Annotated in this window: 15 protein-coding genes; 13 read left to right on the top strand and 2 right to left on the bottom strand. The window is 36.2% G+C overall.

Going from position 1 to position 14,560, the window contains the following annotated elements; all coding sequences use genetic code 11:
- Positions 1-521: 521 nt before the first annotated feature.
- Positions 522-1,757 carry an MFS transporter gene (locus ESZ50_RS07485; protein ID WP_148622939.1) on the top strand — a complete coding sequence of 412 codons (1,236 nt, stop codon included), beginning with the start codon at positions 522-524 and terminating at the stop codon, positions 1,755-1,757.
- Between the two features lie 124 nt (positions 1,758-1,881).
- Here ESZ50_RS07485 and ESZ50_RS07480 read toward each other — a convergent pair whose 3' ends face one another.
- On the bottom strand, positions 1,882-2,454 hold the full coding sequence (locus tag ESZ50_RS07480) for a TetR/AcrR family transcriptional regulator (RefSeq protein ID WP_148622938.1): 573 nt from the start codon (positions 2,452-2,454) through the stop codon (positions 1,882-1,884).
- 114 nt (positions 2,455-2,568) lie between these two features.
- On the opposite strand from ESZ50_RS07480, the gene ESZ50_RS07475 reads away from it, so the two are divergent.
- Positions 2,569-3,600: an SDR family oxidoreductase gene (locus tag ESZ50_RS07475; protein ID WP_148622937.1), complete on the top strand. Its 1,032-nt coding sequence runs from the start codon at positions 2,569-2,571 to the stop codon at positions 3,598-3,600.
- Between the two features lie 55 nt (positions 3,601-3,655).
- Here ESZ50_RS07475 and ESZ50_RS07470 read toward each other — a convergent pair whose 3' ends face one another.
- Complete coding sequence (locus ESZ50_RS07470) at positions 3,656-4,177, bottom strand: MarR family winged helix-turn-helix transcriptional regulator (protein ID WP_148622936.1); 522 nt, start codon at positions 4,175-4,177, stop codon at positions 3,656-3,658.
- Between the two features lie 172 nt (positions 4,178-4,349).
- Here ESZ50_RS07470 and ESZ50_RS07465 point away from each other — a divergent pair, with 172 nt between their 5' ends.
- The 11 genes from ESZ50_RS07465 (at position 4,350) to ESZ50_RS07415 (ending at position 14,454) form a co-directional block, all read left to right on the top strand.
- Complete coding sequence (locus ESZ50_RS07465) at positions 4,350-5,285, top strand: ATP-binding cassette domain-containing protein (protein ID WP_187387576.1); 936 nt, start codon at positions 4,350-4,352, stop codon at positions 5,283-5,285.
- A 28-nt stretch (positions 5,286-5,313) separates the two neighbouring features.
- Positions 5,314-6,093, top strand: coding sequence for an ABC transporter permease (locus ESZ50_RS07460; RefSeq protein WP_425473115.1), 780 nt, complete (start codon positions 5,314-5,316; stop codon positions 6,091-6,093).
- Between the two features lie 292 nt (positions 6,094-6,385).
- The gene (locus tag ESZ50_RS07455; RefSeq protein WP_148622934.1) at positions 6,386-6,808 is read left to right on the top strand and encodes a DUF805 domain-containing protein; all 423 of its coding nucleotides are present in this window, start codon (positions 6,386-6,388) and stop codon (positions 6,806-6,808) included.
- Positions 6,808-7,203, top strand: a complete 396-nt coding sequence (locus ESZ50_RS07450) for a DUF805 domain-containing protein (protein ID WP_148622933.1) — start codon at positions 6,808-6,810, stop codon at positions 7,201-7,203. Before ESZ50_RS07455 ends, ESZ50_RS07450 begins: the two co-directional genes overlap by 1 nt.
- A complete protein-coding gene (locus ESZ50_RS07445; protein WP_148622932.1) occupies positions 7,196-7,981 on the top strand; it encodes a hypothetical protein in 786 nt (261 codons plus the stop codon). Before ESZ50_RS07450 ends, ESZ50_RS07445 begins: the two co-directional genes overlap by 8 nt.
- 162 nt (positions 7,982-8,143) lie before the next feature.
- Positions 8,144-8,929, top strand: a complete 786-nt coding sequence (locus ESZ50_RS07440; protein WP_148622931.1) for a hypothetical protein — start codon at positions 8,144-8,146, stop codon at positions 8,927-8,929.
- Between the two features lie 906 nt (positions 8,930-9,835).
- Entirely contained in the window at positions 9,836-10,720 is an 885-nt protein-coding gene (locus ESZ50_RS07435) for a hypothetical protein (protein WP_148622930.1), read from the top strand.
- A 56-nt stretch (positions 10,721-10,776) separates the two neighbouring features.
- Positions 10,777-11,427, top strand: coding sequence for a hypothetical protein (locus ESZ50_RS07430; protein ID WP_148622929.1), 651 nt, complete (start codon positions 10,777-10,779; stop codon positions 11,425-11,427).
- A 92-nt stretch (positions 11,428-11,519) separates the two neighbouring features.
- Positions 11,520-12,092, top strand: coding sequence for a hypothetical protein (locus ESZ50_RS07425; protein WP_148622928.1), 573 nt, complete (start codon positions 11,520-11,522; stop codon positions 12,090-12,092).
- A 556-nt stretch (positions 12,093-12,648) separates the two neighbouring features.
- Entirely contained in the window at positions 12,649-13,488 is an 840-nt protein-coding gene (locus ESZ50_RS07420; protein WP_148622927.1) for a hypothetical protein, read from the top strand.
- A gap of 195 nt (positions 13,489-13,683) precedes the next feature.
- Positions 13,684-14,454 (top strand): hypothetical protein, encoded by a 771-nt coding sequence (locus tag ESZ50_RS07415; RefSeq protein WP_148622926.1) that lies wholly within the window; start codon positions 13,684-13,686, stop codon positions 14,452-14,454.
- Positions 14,455-14,560 lie beyond the last annotated feature (106 nt).

The following is a 14,560-nucleotide window of genomic DNA, read 5'->3' as shown; positions in this document are numbered from 1 at the left end:
ATTTAATATTTTCAATAAATAAAGATCAAACTTTTGGAATTATTGTCTATAACTAACCAGAGTAAGGCAATCAGAATACATTCAATGATAATATAGATGAATCAGCAAAGTTCTTTTTTTCAATATATTCGTGAAAGTGATCTGGAATTGAAAAGCTAATTGACTATGTTAGAATATTAAAAAGTTATCATTTTCTGATTAAGATAAGATATCAAAAGGCCCCACTTACTGTAAGGAGAATGACAGCTGCCTTATATTCTTTATTTTGGGATATAAGGATACATATTTAAAAAAGCATCCAGCTGAAGTGGATGCTTTTTTTGTTAATTAGGTTGTTGAAACTAGAAACACTAATTAATGTTTACGCTTACACGTTAAGATAATGCTTGTGTCTTGAAATCAATCCAATTTAAGACTAGCTTAAATGTAATCGCCGGATTTATTCAATATCTTTGATATCGTTATTTCGGGTTTATTATTTTTATTTCTTGGGACTTATTTTGGAGGATTTATTTTATATTATGTCTGATTCTGAAAAGCTATTCAATAAGGGCTTTCTAAGTGTTACGATGATTAATTTCGTTGTTTATCTGGTTTATTATCTACTAATGGTAATAATTACTTTAATCGCACAAGACCAGCTACACGCCACTGTGAGTCAGGCCGGACTAGCAGCAGGAATATATGTTATCGGTACATTGGTGGCACGATTATATATTGGTAAAAAGCTCGAGATCTTTGGCAGACGATTTGTTTTAAAGTGGGGCGCAATTTTTTACTTATTAACAACAGTTGCTTATTTCTTTATGCCGACGATTTTCGTTCTGTGTGTGGTGCGATTCTTAAATGGTTTCTTTTATGGAATGGTGTCAACCGCAACTAATGCAATCGTAACCAGCTTTATTCCCTTTGATCGACGCGGTGAAGGAATTAATTACTATGGTTTAAGTACGTCGTTAGCGGCCGCCATTGGTCCGTTTGTTGGCATGATTTTGATATCAATGGTGTCTTTTGAGATTATCATCTGGGTCGCAGTTGTGTTACTAATTATTGCAACGATTTTTGTGATGATGTTGCACGTTCCTAGCGTGAAGATTAGTGATCAAGAGAAGAAACGTGCAAATTCTTGGAAGATAAATACGTTCTTTGAAAGGCGTGTAGTGATCGTTGCTTTGATTGCGTTCTTTATGGGACTGGCATATTCGAGCGTGCTATCTTACCTAGCCTCTTACTCTGCAATGCTTAACCTGGTAACAGCAGGATCGTACTTCTTTGTGGTATATGCGTTGGCAATAACCTTTACGCGCCCGGGAACAGGAAAATTGTTCGACTTGAAGGGTGAAAACTGGGTGATGTATCCATCATTTATCTTACTAGCATTGGGACTAGTTTTGATGGCAATTCTTAGCTCAAGTTGGGCATTATTAGTTGCCGGTGGAATAATTGGGCTTGGTTATGGAACATTTATGTCGAATGGACAGGCAATGGCAATCAAATTGGCCCCAGAGACTGCTAGAATCGGGATTGCGTTATCAACTTATTTTGTGGGACTTGATTTGGGAATTGGTGTGGGACCGTATGCTTTCGGTGTAATTCGCTCGTTTGTTAGTTTCCGTCACATGTATCTGGTGGCAGCGATTTTTGCGTTATTGTGTATTGTTATTTATGCTGTCTTCTATAATGCACCAAAAGAACAACGTGGCGATGAGCCTGAATTGGATGAAATTGATGATGTAATGTTAGAAGTTACAAAATAGATTGATTGAATTTAAAGAGCACTTACCTTGATCAGTAAGTGCTCTTTTTGTTATCGGTGAATCATTAAAAAAACTAGTGGCGCACCTCATTGGACATGTTTCATGTGAAACTCGTGCAATCTTCTTACCCTTGAAGATATTCTAGATTGAATGCTTGAATAGTTGAAGTTTGGAATTTAAAGAGTATCTCGTGCAACTTTTCAATTGTGACTTGCGAGCGATCAGACAGCCATGTTTTCCACAGAGCATATACACCAGAGCTCATAAATGTAACATAATATGTTTGTTCATCAGCTGAGATATTTGAAAAATCAATTAGTTGATCGTAGAAATGTTGGATATTGCTTTCGAAAATTGGTCGAATTAAATAATCCAGCGATTGGTTAATAACTAGTTCAAAGATAAAGGTGAGTTCATCAAAAATAATCGTTAGTTGTGTTAGCTTAGTCGCTTGATTGGCTGTGTTTATAACCTTGCTGAAACTCAGCTCAATGATTGGGTCAAAGTACTGTATGATTACATCTTCAGTTGAGACAAAGTTACGATAGAATGCCATACGGCTGACACCAGCTTTTTTAACGATTTGCGAGATAGTGATATCGCTGAATTTATTAGTTTCCATCAATGAAAAGAGACTTTCGGTTATGAACTGTTTTGAGTCACTTTTGATTGTTTGTGAGTAGATAGTAGCTGCCATTACATTTCTCCAATAATGTCACGGATGCACTGGTTTTTGTGGTATAAGCGCATGGTCGTTTGTTATATTTTAGATGCGTTACAACTATAACATATGCGAAGAAGGAATTTAAGAATGAAGAAAGACTTGGTTTTGGTGACTGGTGGGAGTGGTTTTATTGCTAGTCATATTATTCTGCAGTTATTACAGGATGGATTTGATGTACGGGCAACGTTACGAACATTTGCTAAGAGGGATTTAGTGGAGCAAATGCTGATTAATGGTGGTATGGAAGATCTTAGCGGGCTGTCATTTGTCGAGGCGAGTTTAACTAATTCGGATGGTTGGGATGATGCCATGTTAGATGTAGACTATGTTATGCATGTTGCATCGCCGACCCCAACATTAAATTTTGAAAGTGAATCAGAAATGATTCGGCCAGCAGTTGATGGTGTATTAATGGTCTTAAAGGCGGCTAGGGATGCAAAGGTCAAGCGGGTAGTTTTGACGTCCGCATATGGGGCTATTTTTGCTGGTCATGAAAATCGGCAGACTCCATATACCGAACAGGATTGGTCAAATTTGGATGCAGAGGGTATTCACCCATATCAGAGATCAAAAACATTGGCAGAACGTGCGGCATGGCAGTTCGTTGCTACTGAGGGGCACGGATTGGAGCTCGCAGTTGTTAATCCAGTTGCAGTAATGGGACCAGTACTTTCAGCTGATTATTCACATTCGAATATTCAAATTCAAGAAATGCTAGCAGGTAAAGTGGCAGCTGTGCCGAATGTTGATTCTGGATATGTTGATGTTCGAGACGTTGCCAGGTTACATATTTTGGCAATGACTTCAGATGTTGCTGCGGGAGAACGTTTCTTAGCGACAACTGGAGAAGTGTTATCAATGTTGGATGTTGCAGACACACTAAGAAATGCTTTTCCGGAATATGCAATGAAGCTTCCAACGACGGTTATTGCTGACGAGCAAATAATGTTGGCAGCAAAGGGCAATCCGATGTTGCGGATGGTCGCTTCACTGATCGGTAAGTATGCAGGAACGAGCAATGAAAAGTCCCAAGCATTGTTGGGCTGGTATCCTAGATCCGCACAATCATCAATTATCGCTACGGCACAATCGATGATTGATTTGGGGATTGTAAAGTAGCTATAAAAAGAGACGAATTACTGTTGATGATGTCAACAATGATTCGTCTCTTTTATTATTTGTCGCTATCAGGGTGCAGTTGTTTATTAAGGTGGTTGTACATCATCCGATGTGCAAAATTGTGAATTGAATGACCATCAAAAGAGAGGTCATTGCGAATGCCACCAATAATCTTATCCAAGATATTAATAAGCTGTATCTGTTCCTCATCGGTCAAGTAGTCGAAATAATCAGGAATGATTGCAATATTTTTATCAGCTTCAAGTTGGCCTTTTGGTGTAATTCTAATCAATTGTACTCGTCGGTCGGCCTCGGAGGCGACTTTTGAGACAAGTCCTTTTTTCACTAATTTGGCAATGAATTCTGCCGTAGATTGGGGTGTTAGTCCCAGTCGATTAGACAAATCTTTCTGGGAAATGTTATCTTCCTCAGCCAAGGCAATTAAGATTTTATTCTGCCCCTGAAAGGCGTGATCGCGTTGTTCATGCCGATCAGCTTGTTCGTCGGCAAGGTGTTGCATCCAAGCAAACTCGAACATCTTCTCGGCTAATTGTTGCTTCTGTAACAATGAATCCATAAATTACCATCCTAGACTAAGTACTCTAATAACATTATAGGAAGTAATTCAATTTAATTCAATAAATTAGTCAGGGTACCAGATAAAAAGGGTTGACTATTTAATCAGGGCACCTTATTATATTATTCATCAGGTTACCTGATTAATATTAATAAGCAGAGAAGGCATGATTATGAATGAAGAATATGCGATTGAGATTAACGACTTAACAAAGGTTTTTGCAAAACAGACCGCCGTTGATCATGTATCGTTAAACGTGAAAAAAGGTGAAGTCTTTGGGTTGTTAGGCCCCAACGGAGCTGGTAAGACCACAACCTTACGAATGATTACGACGTTGTTAAAGCCAACTAGTGGTTCAATCAAAATCTTTGGTTATGACACACAAAAAAATGATAAATTGGTTCGATCAATGTTTGGGTTGACCGGACAATATGCATCCGTTGACGAAGATATATCTGCACGTGAGAACCTGATGATATTTTCGCGGTTGAATGGACTGACGCATAGTGAGGCCAAAAAGCGTACTAACGAATTGCTTGAGGAGTTCTCTTTGCAGGCATCGGCAGATAAATCAATCTCGAACTTCTCAGGTGGTATGCGACGACGTTTGGACCTCGCGGTGAGTTTGATTTCAAGGCCAACATTGATTTTTCTGGATGAGCCAACTACCGGATTGGACCCTAGAACAAGGACACAGATGTGGGATACGATCAGAAGCCTGGTTGAGCAAGGATCAACAATCGTGTTAACGACTCAGTATCTAGAAGAGGCCGATGAGTTGGCCGATCGAATTGCTGTGATTGATCATGGAAAGTTGGTCAGCATTGGATCACCTGCAGAATTGAAAGCTCAGGTTGGTGGAGCAAAGTTACAGTTGGAACTGTTGAATAGTCAGGACACCACAAAGGCGGCCTCGCTAATTGATGATTTTCTACATATTAAGACGCAAGCGAAAAAGCAGACGTTAACCGCTCCATTAGAAGATACTAAACAAGTCACGGAAATTTTGAATAAATTACAAGAGGCGGCGATTAGCATTGTGAATTTGTCAGTTGAGCAACCATCAATGGATGACGTGTTCTTTGCTTTAACAGCTGGTAAGAATTAAAAAGGAATTATAATCGAGGAATTTAATGATGATGGACGTACGTGTACAGAAAACAAATGTATTTACGAATACAGCTACGATGGCTTATCGTAATTTACTTAAGACGATTCATAACCCTGAGCAATTTATGGATGTTATTATTCAGCCAGTGATGTTTATGTTGATGTTTGGCTATCTTTTTGGTGGAGCAATTGCTGGTGACGTTAAGGGGTATTTGCCTACAATCGTTCCGGGAGTTTTAATCCAGACATTGTTATCAGCGGCGGCGGGATCTGGAACGCAAATTCGCGATGATCTTGATTCAGGTGTTTTTGATCGTTTTAAGTCCTTGCCAATTGCGCATATTGCACCTTTAGCTGGTCAGCTCTTTGCAGATATTTTGCGATTGTTGATTGCTACGGCTGTATCGTTATTAACAGGATTTATTATGGGTTGGCGCCCAACAGTTGGTTTTGGTTGGGTTTTAGCAGCCGCCCTATTGGCTATTTTCTTAGGATGGGCATTGAGTTGGGTCTTTGCTTTGTTTGGTTTATTGGCAAAAAGTTCAACAATGGTACAGAGCTTCTCAATGATCACGATGATGGTACTTTCATTTATGTCTAGTGCATTTGTCCCCGTAAAGACGATGCCTAAGATAATGCAAAATATTGTTAATATTAATCCGGTGACATACGTGATTAAAGCAACACGAACAATGTTGGAGCATGGTGAGTGGAGTCAACAAGCATGGATTGTGCTTGGAGCTGGTGTGTTGATTGTTGCGGTTTTCGCGCCGCTGACCGTGTTGGCTTATAACAAGAAGAATTAATTAGGTTGTTTCATGTGGAACGGCGTTAAAAGGATTGATAACTGTTAAGAAAGATCTTAATAGTTATCAATCCTTTTTTACGTTTCATTATCTTTTATCATATGTGATATATTTCCAGTCATAAATAATCTGATATTCTAAGTGAAGATAAAAGTGATCCAATAGGATGCTATAAATAAATTAAATGAATTCTTTATGTACATTATGATTTGTGATAGAGTTATCATCGTGACTTGGAAAAATCACATAGAGTAAATTGGGTGGATATTTTGATAATTTTTTAGGGGGAAGTATGGAGTATTTATTGGCGTTTTTAAACATTAAGGATGGGTATCAATTTGCGAAACCGTTCAGCTTCAAAGGGCGGATCAATCGTAAAGATTTTTTCTTTGGTGGAGCGGCTTGGTTTGTATTGGTATACCTATTGATGGCGTTAGTCATAATAGTGCTCTCGGGGTTATTATTGGCAGCGTCAGGGACTTATGCAAGTATTAGTATTGGCTTGTTGATCGCTTTAATCTATGGTGCTATAGCTATTATGTTAATCCTTCAAGGGTTGGGAGCGATGGCACGCCGCTTGCGTGATGCAGGTGTCTCACCATATGTTCTATGGTTTGTTTTGCTACCATTTATTGGCTTGTTAATTCTTGCGTGGCATTTAATTAAACCTAGTCAAATTATGATGGCTGAGAGTAGTTCATCGGAGGAAATCTAATGAATTATTTGAAATTATATATGAACGGGTCTGGGGGCCTGTACTCTTTTTCGGGACGCTTAAACCGTAAGGGATATTTTTATGGATCGCTTGCAATGAATTTCTTTAGCAGTATGATCTTGTTGCCGATTATGTACGGTAGCTTGCCACTTTTACCAATGATATGGTGGTTAGTCGATAATACATGGGTCCTAGTGGGGTTTGATATTCTCGTAGCATTAGGATTATTTGTAATGATTAATGCGATGATCATTGGTTTTAGTGCAATGGCGCGCCGTTTACGTGACGCAGGTCAATCAATTCATAAGTTATGGTGGTTTTTGTTACCTTTAATTGGAACAGCAATCTTGTTTCTTAATTTAATTAAGGCAAGTGAGGTGGCTGAAAATGACTAACAAAATGCGAATTATTTTAGTGCTATCTTTGTCAATTGTAGTTGCAATAGGTGGCAGTATTTTAGTGGGTGAGGTAGTTGAGCGAAATCAAGGCAAGCTTGTTAGCTATGATTCGACAATGAGCGATCAAAGCGTTGGTACAACTAATAACACCGTTAAACTTACTGGTGGGAGCATCATAACCGCTAGTTTAGCAGGTGTTCGTAACAAAACTGATTTTAATGAGCAGTCTATTGAGCAATTAACAAAAAGTTTGCCCACAACATGGGTTGGTAATCCGGGGCAGGGATTTTTCCAAGTTTTGCGAAGTGACCAGTCAGATACAGTGATGGACTTTAATGATACTGACGAATCACCAGATACTACGGATTTCAAAATGCAGGCATATACAGTTGACGAAATGAAGTTTATTGTCACTGATACGATGTTCGCAAAAGATCATGAGATAACGCAAGCTATTGGGGGAAGTCCACAGATCCTTTCTGAAGAGATGAAGAGCCAGCATACAAGTTTCTCGGATGTAAAACAGACCAATATCAGCAGTGATTTATCGATTGAGACAGGTTACTTTGATCAAGTCTATTATGAACGACCAGAGGAATTTACAGTTTCATTGTACTTCCGTGATAAGACTGATAATTTACATGCGTTAATGGTTGAAGGACCACAAGACAAAGCAAGTGTGGAAAAGACAATTGCTTTAGCTGAAAAAATATATGATTCATTTACGACTGAGACACCAGCGCAAGTGAGTTTTAATGGTGATATCGAACAATAGTTTTGTTCGACAGGGGGATAAAGAACAATTATCTAAAATAATTGTTCTTTTTTGATAGTTATAGCTCTATTAATGATTGTTTTGGAATGATTTCGATTTCCTGAATACTTGGGGTTGGACAAGATACTTTGATGTCGCTAATTAGGCTATGGAGAGATAAAGATGACGGAAATAATATCAAGATTATCAATTAAAAGCATTTATACGTTAAGATTGTGGGTCACATTAGTAATTATTTTAATAGCTTCTTTGTTAGTAATAACTGTTAATCTGCCGTTGCTTAAGTATATGGAAATATTGATATTTACAATTTCAGCGGAAATATTTGCATTGAATGTAATCAACTTGGGTGTGCAACATATTTTTTATAGTAATCTGGAGCTAGATAAATGGCTATCGTTAGCTCAATACATTGATTTTAAGAAACATACAGTTAGATCCAAGCAAGATTATCTACTTGCTGAATTGCGGGTCAATTATTACAAGGGTAATTTCAAAAAGGTGGCTGATTTTGATTTTAGTGCTACAGGTGAGTTAGGAAATCCCGCTATCATAATGTTGAATTTTGATTTGTTTAAGACAAACATGATGTTGGAAAATTTTGAAAAATCGAAAAATGAATACACAACAACAAAGATAAGAAAAACACTGACTAAAAAGGATAAGTTGCGTATTAAAGAAAATAATGAATTTAGCAAAATTATGGTTAATATCCTACAATTAAGAACCTTTGATGCTCATTTAGATGATTGGCTGCCATATAAACAAAGTAGGTTATCAATGTTGGAGAAAAAGTATTTTCAGGCATTAAATAGTATTTTGAAGAACGATGAAATGCAGGCAATTAAATTGTTTCACGAGGTAGTTCAATTAGGGAATGATCAACTTTATTATGTGGGTGATTCGAAGAATAGATTGAGAGAATTAGAAAAAGGATTGAGACCATGATTGATTAAAGGTGAGAAGCTATTATTTTGAAATGTGTTAACTAGAAATGTAAAACAAGGAATTGCTAGGTGTTGGAAGGAATGACTTTAGCAAACGAGCGTATTTATATTCTAATCAATAATAAATGAGGGCTACTCAATATTGCTTAAACAACAAGAATTTATATATTAAGATTTCTGATATGAGAGTTAAACATTAATTCTTTTGTATTTCGAAGCTGCGTGGAACATGGGTAGAGTAAAAATGGCAGTGGTCTATGATAAGGATGCCTTTCTATATAAATATATTGATAATCATTTTTTAGTTTAGAAGTAATCTTATGTAGTGATGATTATATTGAATAATAAAAAATGACATGATAACATTATTACAGGGATTTAGTTATGAACTGAACAAGCAGCAGAGAGTTGGCTTTATATAATTAGGGGAAGAATCTCTAAAGATTAGATTTATGAGAGCTATTGATGCAATATCAAAGGAGCATACGAAAGCGTATGGTCGACAAGTGTATGTTTAGGTGTTAAGCAATCAGATTATCTCAGAATGATAAGAAGGTACTTTTTAGGTGTGTTTGTAATAGGATGCACAATCGGAATCAAACATATAAATAGTGAGGTATGCAATCTAAAAACGGTTAAGATTCTTTGATTTGAGCAACTGCTACAGATGTTTGCAGAATTTATTTCCAGGAATTAAGATTAAAGGCTCCTAAAAATAGGGGCAGTACATTAGAAGAATTTCTACCTATTAGAGTGAGCATTTGCGTTTCAGCGGATTAGTTGACATTGAAAAAGATAAATTAACGGCATCTTATGATCTTTGACATATATCCATAAAACTCTAGTGGAGTACCAATGGTGATGCTTGTGGATGATTGAAGTAGATAGTGGAGAATTAGAGTAGGCGATGAACAAAGAAAATTTAAATTTTAAAGGTGTTTTATATGGTATACGGTCTGATTTTTCATCAAAGTCAGTTCAGTGGTCAACTCAATATGCATGGCTACATTATGATAACAGTTGGTATCTGGTAAAGTATCGAACACCTGATTTTTGGGTTAGACTGTTTCCCTTTCTTATGAACTTTGTAAATCACGAAATCTGGATGGTAAATGAAGAGAGTTTGTTTAGTGACACGACATTCGGAGTTAGCAAAAGAGATTTACAAATTAGTAGAGAGATCGAAATGTCCACAAAAAAGACTAATGGTTTTGGCAAGGTAGTGGGACTTGGGCTTTCTGGAATATTTGTTGTGGCTCTATATTCTTTATCATCTTATTTATTTTCCAGCAATGATAAACCAGCATACTTGACCGGATTATTAATTATTTTTGGTGTGCTGGTGTCTGCCTTGATATTTACATATCTTATGTGGGTTATTTCTAAGGATTTTATGTGGAAAAGGATGGAAAAGAATACGCAATATAGAAGCACAACAACCTTATTAGTAGGGTTGGAACGTTATAAAAAGGGAAATAGAGGGACGGTTACTTTTAAAATAGAATTCAATTTTAGCTTTATAAAAGCATACGCAGATAAATTGTTCGGCATCTTTCTGGGGCTCTTTATTACGGCAGTGATGTTTTTACCTGGAGTTGCTGATGGTTATGATCCAACAATTGATAGCAGTGCAGGTAAGGCAACCTCCGGAGTGATTTTGTTTCTTTCAACGATGATTTTTATAGTTGGCGGGTATTTTGCCCCATTTAGCAGCGATCAAAGGCAAAAGGGGTATTTGAGAATTAAGAATATAAACATTTTCGAGATAAGTGAGAATGGTCATCAGAGATGATTGATAGCTTAGAGATTCATTCTATGTTCTGAAAGCTTGGATTTGGTGAGGATAAAATGACAAAGTTAAGCGAGCGGGTTGAAATCCTCGAAATTAAAAATGGATATAAATTATTTCAAATAGCCTATGCTGGAAATGGAAGATATTTATTATATAAGGTTTTCACACCATGGTATGGATTTCTGAATGTCTTGCCTTTTATCTGTGTAACTAGACCGGCACAGATAATCGGTGAAGACCAAGCATTACTATACTCATATAAAAGAGAAGTTAATAAAACTGACAAGGGAATAAGAACAAGTTTAGCGATGATAATTGCAGTGATTCTAGGAGATACTGCTTTAGTTTTAACGAGTGTTATGAACATTTATGGTATTAAACAGCTATTGCTGGTATTGGGTGTCGGATTATGGCTAATAATTCACATAATTTACGGTCAAAAAGCTTCTGAAAAGAATGAATTGATTAGAAATTATCAGCCAAATACAACTGTGTCATTACAAAGTAACAATTTAATTGGAAGGTTCATTGTACTCGTGTTCTTTTTATTGACGCTGATACCTATGCCGAATTTTCAGATTTTTATAATCCCATTTTTTGGATTTCATTTGTTACCGATGTTATTTGACTTTTATCCAGACCAAAAAAGTCTAGCTGAAACAGGTAATAAAATCATGATTTTTGGTGAGACAGGTATTTGTGAATAATGTTTCTCTGAGTAATTGGCTTGGAATTTTTCAGAATGTAGATGCGATTAAATCGATTGATTTAGTTGCTTGTATTTATGAGGTCGTAAGAAATGAAAAGATATGTTTGGTTGGGTGATAGCAAGTATGGAGGAAGTGTTCTATGGGACGCAAGAAAGGGCGCTGCCGTTCGCACTGATGTCACAAAAATGATATCAGCGAAGGATAAACAAAGAAATGTTATCGTGATAATTAGTGTCTTAGTGTTGTCACTCTTGATAAGATTTGCCGGATATTTAATGATTCCAACCGATAAATTAAATTCTCTAAGTATATTTTATTTTTCGCTATTTATAACGGTTATGCTTGTCATTTTTATAAAACAGAGTATTTATGGGCATCAGGCGGTGTACATTGAGACCTCAATTGAGGATGCAATGTATGCAATACGCAGTACGGGTTATTTAAGAAATCCTTGGATTGCTATGATGGTTGATAAAACGTTAATGAATTTAATTCTTGCAATGTTAATATCTTCGATCATATTTGGATTCTTAGAATTTACACCGTTTTTCGGATCAATCGAGGATTACATAAAATTTGTACCAATGATATTGCTTATAAGTATTCCAATTAGAATGATATATTTTATAAATTTTAAAAAGGAAAACACTTTGAAATTATGATAATAATTAAGGAACTCTCTCTATCTTTGATCATAGGTTTGGCAATGGCGGGACTTTTGACGGTGCTGTTTATTAACAATCCAAATGAATGGTATAAAGCTGCTAAAAAGGTAAAGCAGAAATCTAAAAAATAAGGATTAGTTTTCTCGCTTAAGAAGAATAGGGCCCAAGAAGAGCAAGTATAAGAATGACAACGGTTTGATCAATTGGGACGCCTTTTTTGATGGAAGAAAACGTTCAAGATTAGAGCGTTTCACGTGAAACATTCGTTGCTAGAGCTAGATCCACTTATATAAGTTATTGAATAGTATCTATGCGGTCTATAAGGTACATAAAAGGTTTTTAATAATACTACTTGTGCAATCTCTCCGTAAAAAGATTCACTGAGAATTACTATTTCGTATTTGGTGTGGAAAACAGCAGTAAGTATGGGAAGTGAGATGGAGATGATTTCGTTTGAAGTCTGGGGATGGTTAAGAATCAAGAGCCTGTAAATTTGGAAGATGGGATAAGCATGAAAAAAAGTTTCAATATGAAGTAGAATGAGGATATGTTAATGACGGAACAAAGCCCGTTGCTCTATGGTATTCAATTTGATTTAGAAAAAGATGTTTCACATTGGAAAACACCATATGCATGGATGAATTATGCAAATAGATGGTACCTGATTAAATACAGGACGCCAGTTTGTTTGGTTAAACTATTTCCTTTTTTAATGAATTACGTAAAACATGATGCATGGGAAGTAACTGAGAAAATAGTTTTGGAAAACTCGAAGTTTAGAGGTCCTGAGGTAGATGTTTTAGGAAACTTGGAATCTGGAAAGCGCGATGCGAAGAAAGTATCAGATAAAAGAAGTGTGGCAACGATGATGGCAGTTATAGGTGGACCAATTTTCGTAGAGTTATTAAGAAACCTAGCGGGGCATATATTATCGAGAAATGATCGACCAAGTTATCTGGACTTAGTAGTGATTTCAACGACTAGTTTCTTTTTGATAATGTTTTTTACATTTTTGGTGAGTCTGATATTTAAATCGCGAATAACAAAAGTGATCGAACCATGGACAACGTTGCGAAAAGAGATTGATGAGATTAAACGAAAAAGCGAAAAGGTGCGTGTAAAGATAAAATTTCCTTTCTCTAGTAAAGCCTTATTCATTTGGGCTATGAGAATTATGTTCTTGGGGTTACTCTTTTGGGTAATCGAATTATTACCGCCGAATGCATATTCGTTAAGCACTTATAGTAGTGATCTTGATAGCAGTTCAGCGAAAATAGTTTCAGGAGCTATCCTCGCTATAACTACATTGCTATTTATTTGCCCAGCAATGTTGATGCCAATTTTTCCGTTGCGTTGGCGGAATGTTAAAGTGAGGATTGATCGGATTGAATAGGAAAGCATTGTTATATGGAATATTACTTTATTTAGGTGAGATCGCTTAATTTGTGAATAACTAGTTAAAGATAGCTTCTCGTAGTAAGAGAGGCTATCTTTTACAAATATTAGTGACTTTAATAGTAAATTGCGGAAGTGTGTCAAGACTACTGAACATGCGTAGTATTAGCTTCCAGCAGATGAGGATATCAAATTGAGACATGGATTATTTAACGCGTCATCATCTGAGGCGAAACAGCTTTTTGGTGAACCAATTATGTTGTCTTTTAAGACATGGCAAGATGATCAAAGGGGAAAAGAAGTAGGTATTATAGGGACAGTGATCTTTTTGATGATAATATTTGCCGTGGGTGAGGTAATTCCTTTAGGTAGCAGAATGTTATTGAACAGCAAGGGAGACAGTATTAATTTAATTCCGACATGGCTGTATATCGTCTTATTTCTAACAATGCTTCTGGTGATAATTATCAGTAACCATTTTGTTAGAGGGAAAAAACTGGAGTTCTATCAAGGGCAGTGGTTCTTTTTCAATTATGGGTTGATTATATTGGTTGAAATGAATCTTTTCTTTGGAACCTTGTTTATAAGGGATAAACAAATATTAATTATGGCATTGCTGTTAGCTATTAATTTGTTAGTTTTTATTATCATATTTATTCGGCTTAGCTTTAAAATACTAAATCTTATGTATGGAATGGAAAAGATACGGAAGACAAGAAGCAAATTTAAAAAGTTTTTATCAAAATATTGGTGGAGCATTTTTTCGATTTATATCTTAACGAGAATTTTTTTCAATAGCTTAGGGGTGTTGCCGATACTAATTGTTTGGGTCTTAACGAACTTTATTATTAGCTTATTTTTGTTGGAGGTATCATTTATGGCTACAGTGCAAGGATACTACAAAATAAAGTACTTTGATGAATATGAAAAAAATGATGATAATATAGAAACCTTGCTGAATTGATCTTTAAATTGCTTGTGAGGCTATCGGAGAAAGTTGTAGTTGGTCATCACAAAGGTCAGGATTGGATACTGACCAAATAAATATATTACAATCGATTCAAGGAGAC

Source organism: Weissella muntiaci, from assembly GCF_008107635.1.
Classification (GTDB): domain Bacteria; phylum Bacillota; class Bacilli; order Lactobacillales; family Lactobacillaceae; genus Weissella; species Weissella muntiaci.
This window is presented reverse-complemented; position numbering and strand designations above follow the sequence as displayed.

Excerpts from the sequence above, each read along its gene's own strand:
- ESZ50_RS07455 (WP_148622934.1), top strand. The coding sequence starts at position 6,386 with ATGGAGTATTTATTGGCGTTTTTAAACATTAAGGATGGGTATCAATTT.
- ESZ50_RS07445 (WP_148622932.1), top strand. The coding sequence starts at position 7,196 with ATGACTAACAAAATGCGAATTATTTTAGTGCTATCTTTGTCAATTGTA.
- ESZ50_RS07420 (WP_148622927.1), top strand. The coding sequence starts at position 12,649 with ATGACGGAACAAAGCCCGTTGCTCTATGGTATTCAATTTGATTTAGAA.
- ESZ50_RS07450 (WP_148622933.1), top strand. The coding sequence starts at position 6,808 with ATGAATTATTTGAAATTATATATGAACGGGTCTGGGGGCCTGTACTCT.
- ESZ50_RS07475 (WP_148622937.1), top strand. The coding sequence starts at position 2,569 with ATGAAGAAAGACTTGGTTTTGGTGACTGGTGGGAGTGGTTTTATTGCT.
- ESZ50_RS07485 (WP_148622939.1), top strand. The coding sequence starts at position 522 with ATGTCTGATTCTGAAAAGCTATTCAATAAGGGCTTTCTAAGTGTTACG.
- ESZ50_RS07440 (WP_148622931.1), top strand. The coding sequence starts at position 8,144 with ATGACGGAAATAATATCAAGATTATCAATTAAAAGCATTTATACGTTA.
- ESZ50_RS07480 (WP_148622938.1), bottom strand. The coding sequence starts at position 2,454 with ATGGCAGCTACTATCTACTCACAAACAATCAAAAGTGACTCAAAACAG.
- ESZ50_RS07425 (WP_148622928.1), top strand. The coding sequence starts at position 11,520 with ATGAAAAGATATGTTTGGTTGGGTGATAGCAAGTATGGAGGAAGTGTT.
- ESZ50_RS07465 (WP_187387576.1), top strand. The coding sequence starts at position 4,350 with ATGAATGAAGAATATGCGATTGAGATTAACGACTTAACAAAGGTTTTT.
- ESZ50_RS07460 (WP_425473115.1), top strand. The coding sequence starts at position 5,314 with ATGATGGACGTACGTGTACAGAAAACAAATGTATTTACGAATACAGCT.
- ESZ50_RS07470 (WP_148622936.1), bottom strand. The coding sequence starts at position 4,177 with ATGGATTCATTGTTACAGAAGCAACAATTAGCCGAGAAGATGTTCGAG.
- ESZ50_RS07430 (WP_148622929.1), top strand. The coding sequence starts at position 10,777 with ATGACAAAGTTAAGCGAGCGGGTTGAAATCCTCGAAATTAAAAATGGA.
- ESZ50_RS07435 (WP_148622930.1), top strand. The coding sequence starts at position 9,836 with ATGAACAAAGAAAATTTAAATTTTAAAGGTGTTTTATATGGTATACGG.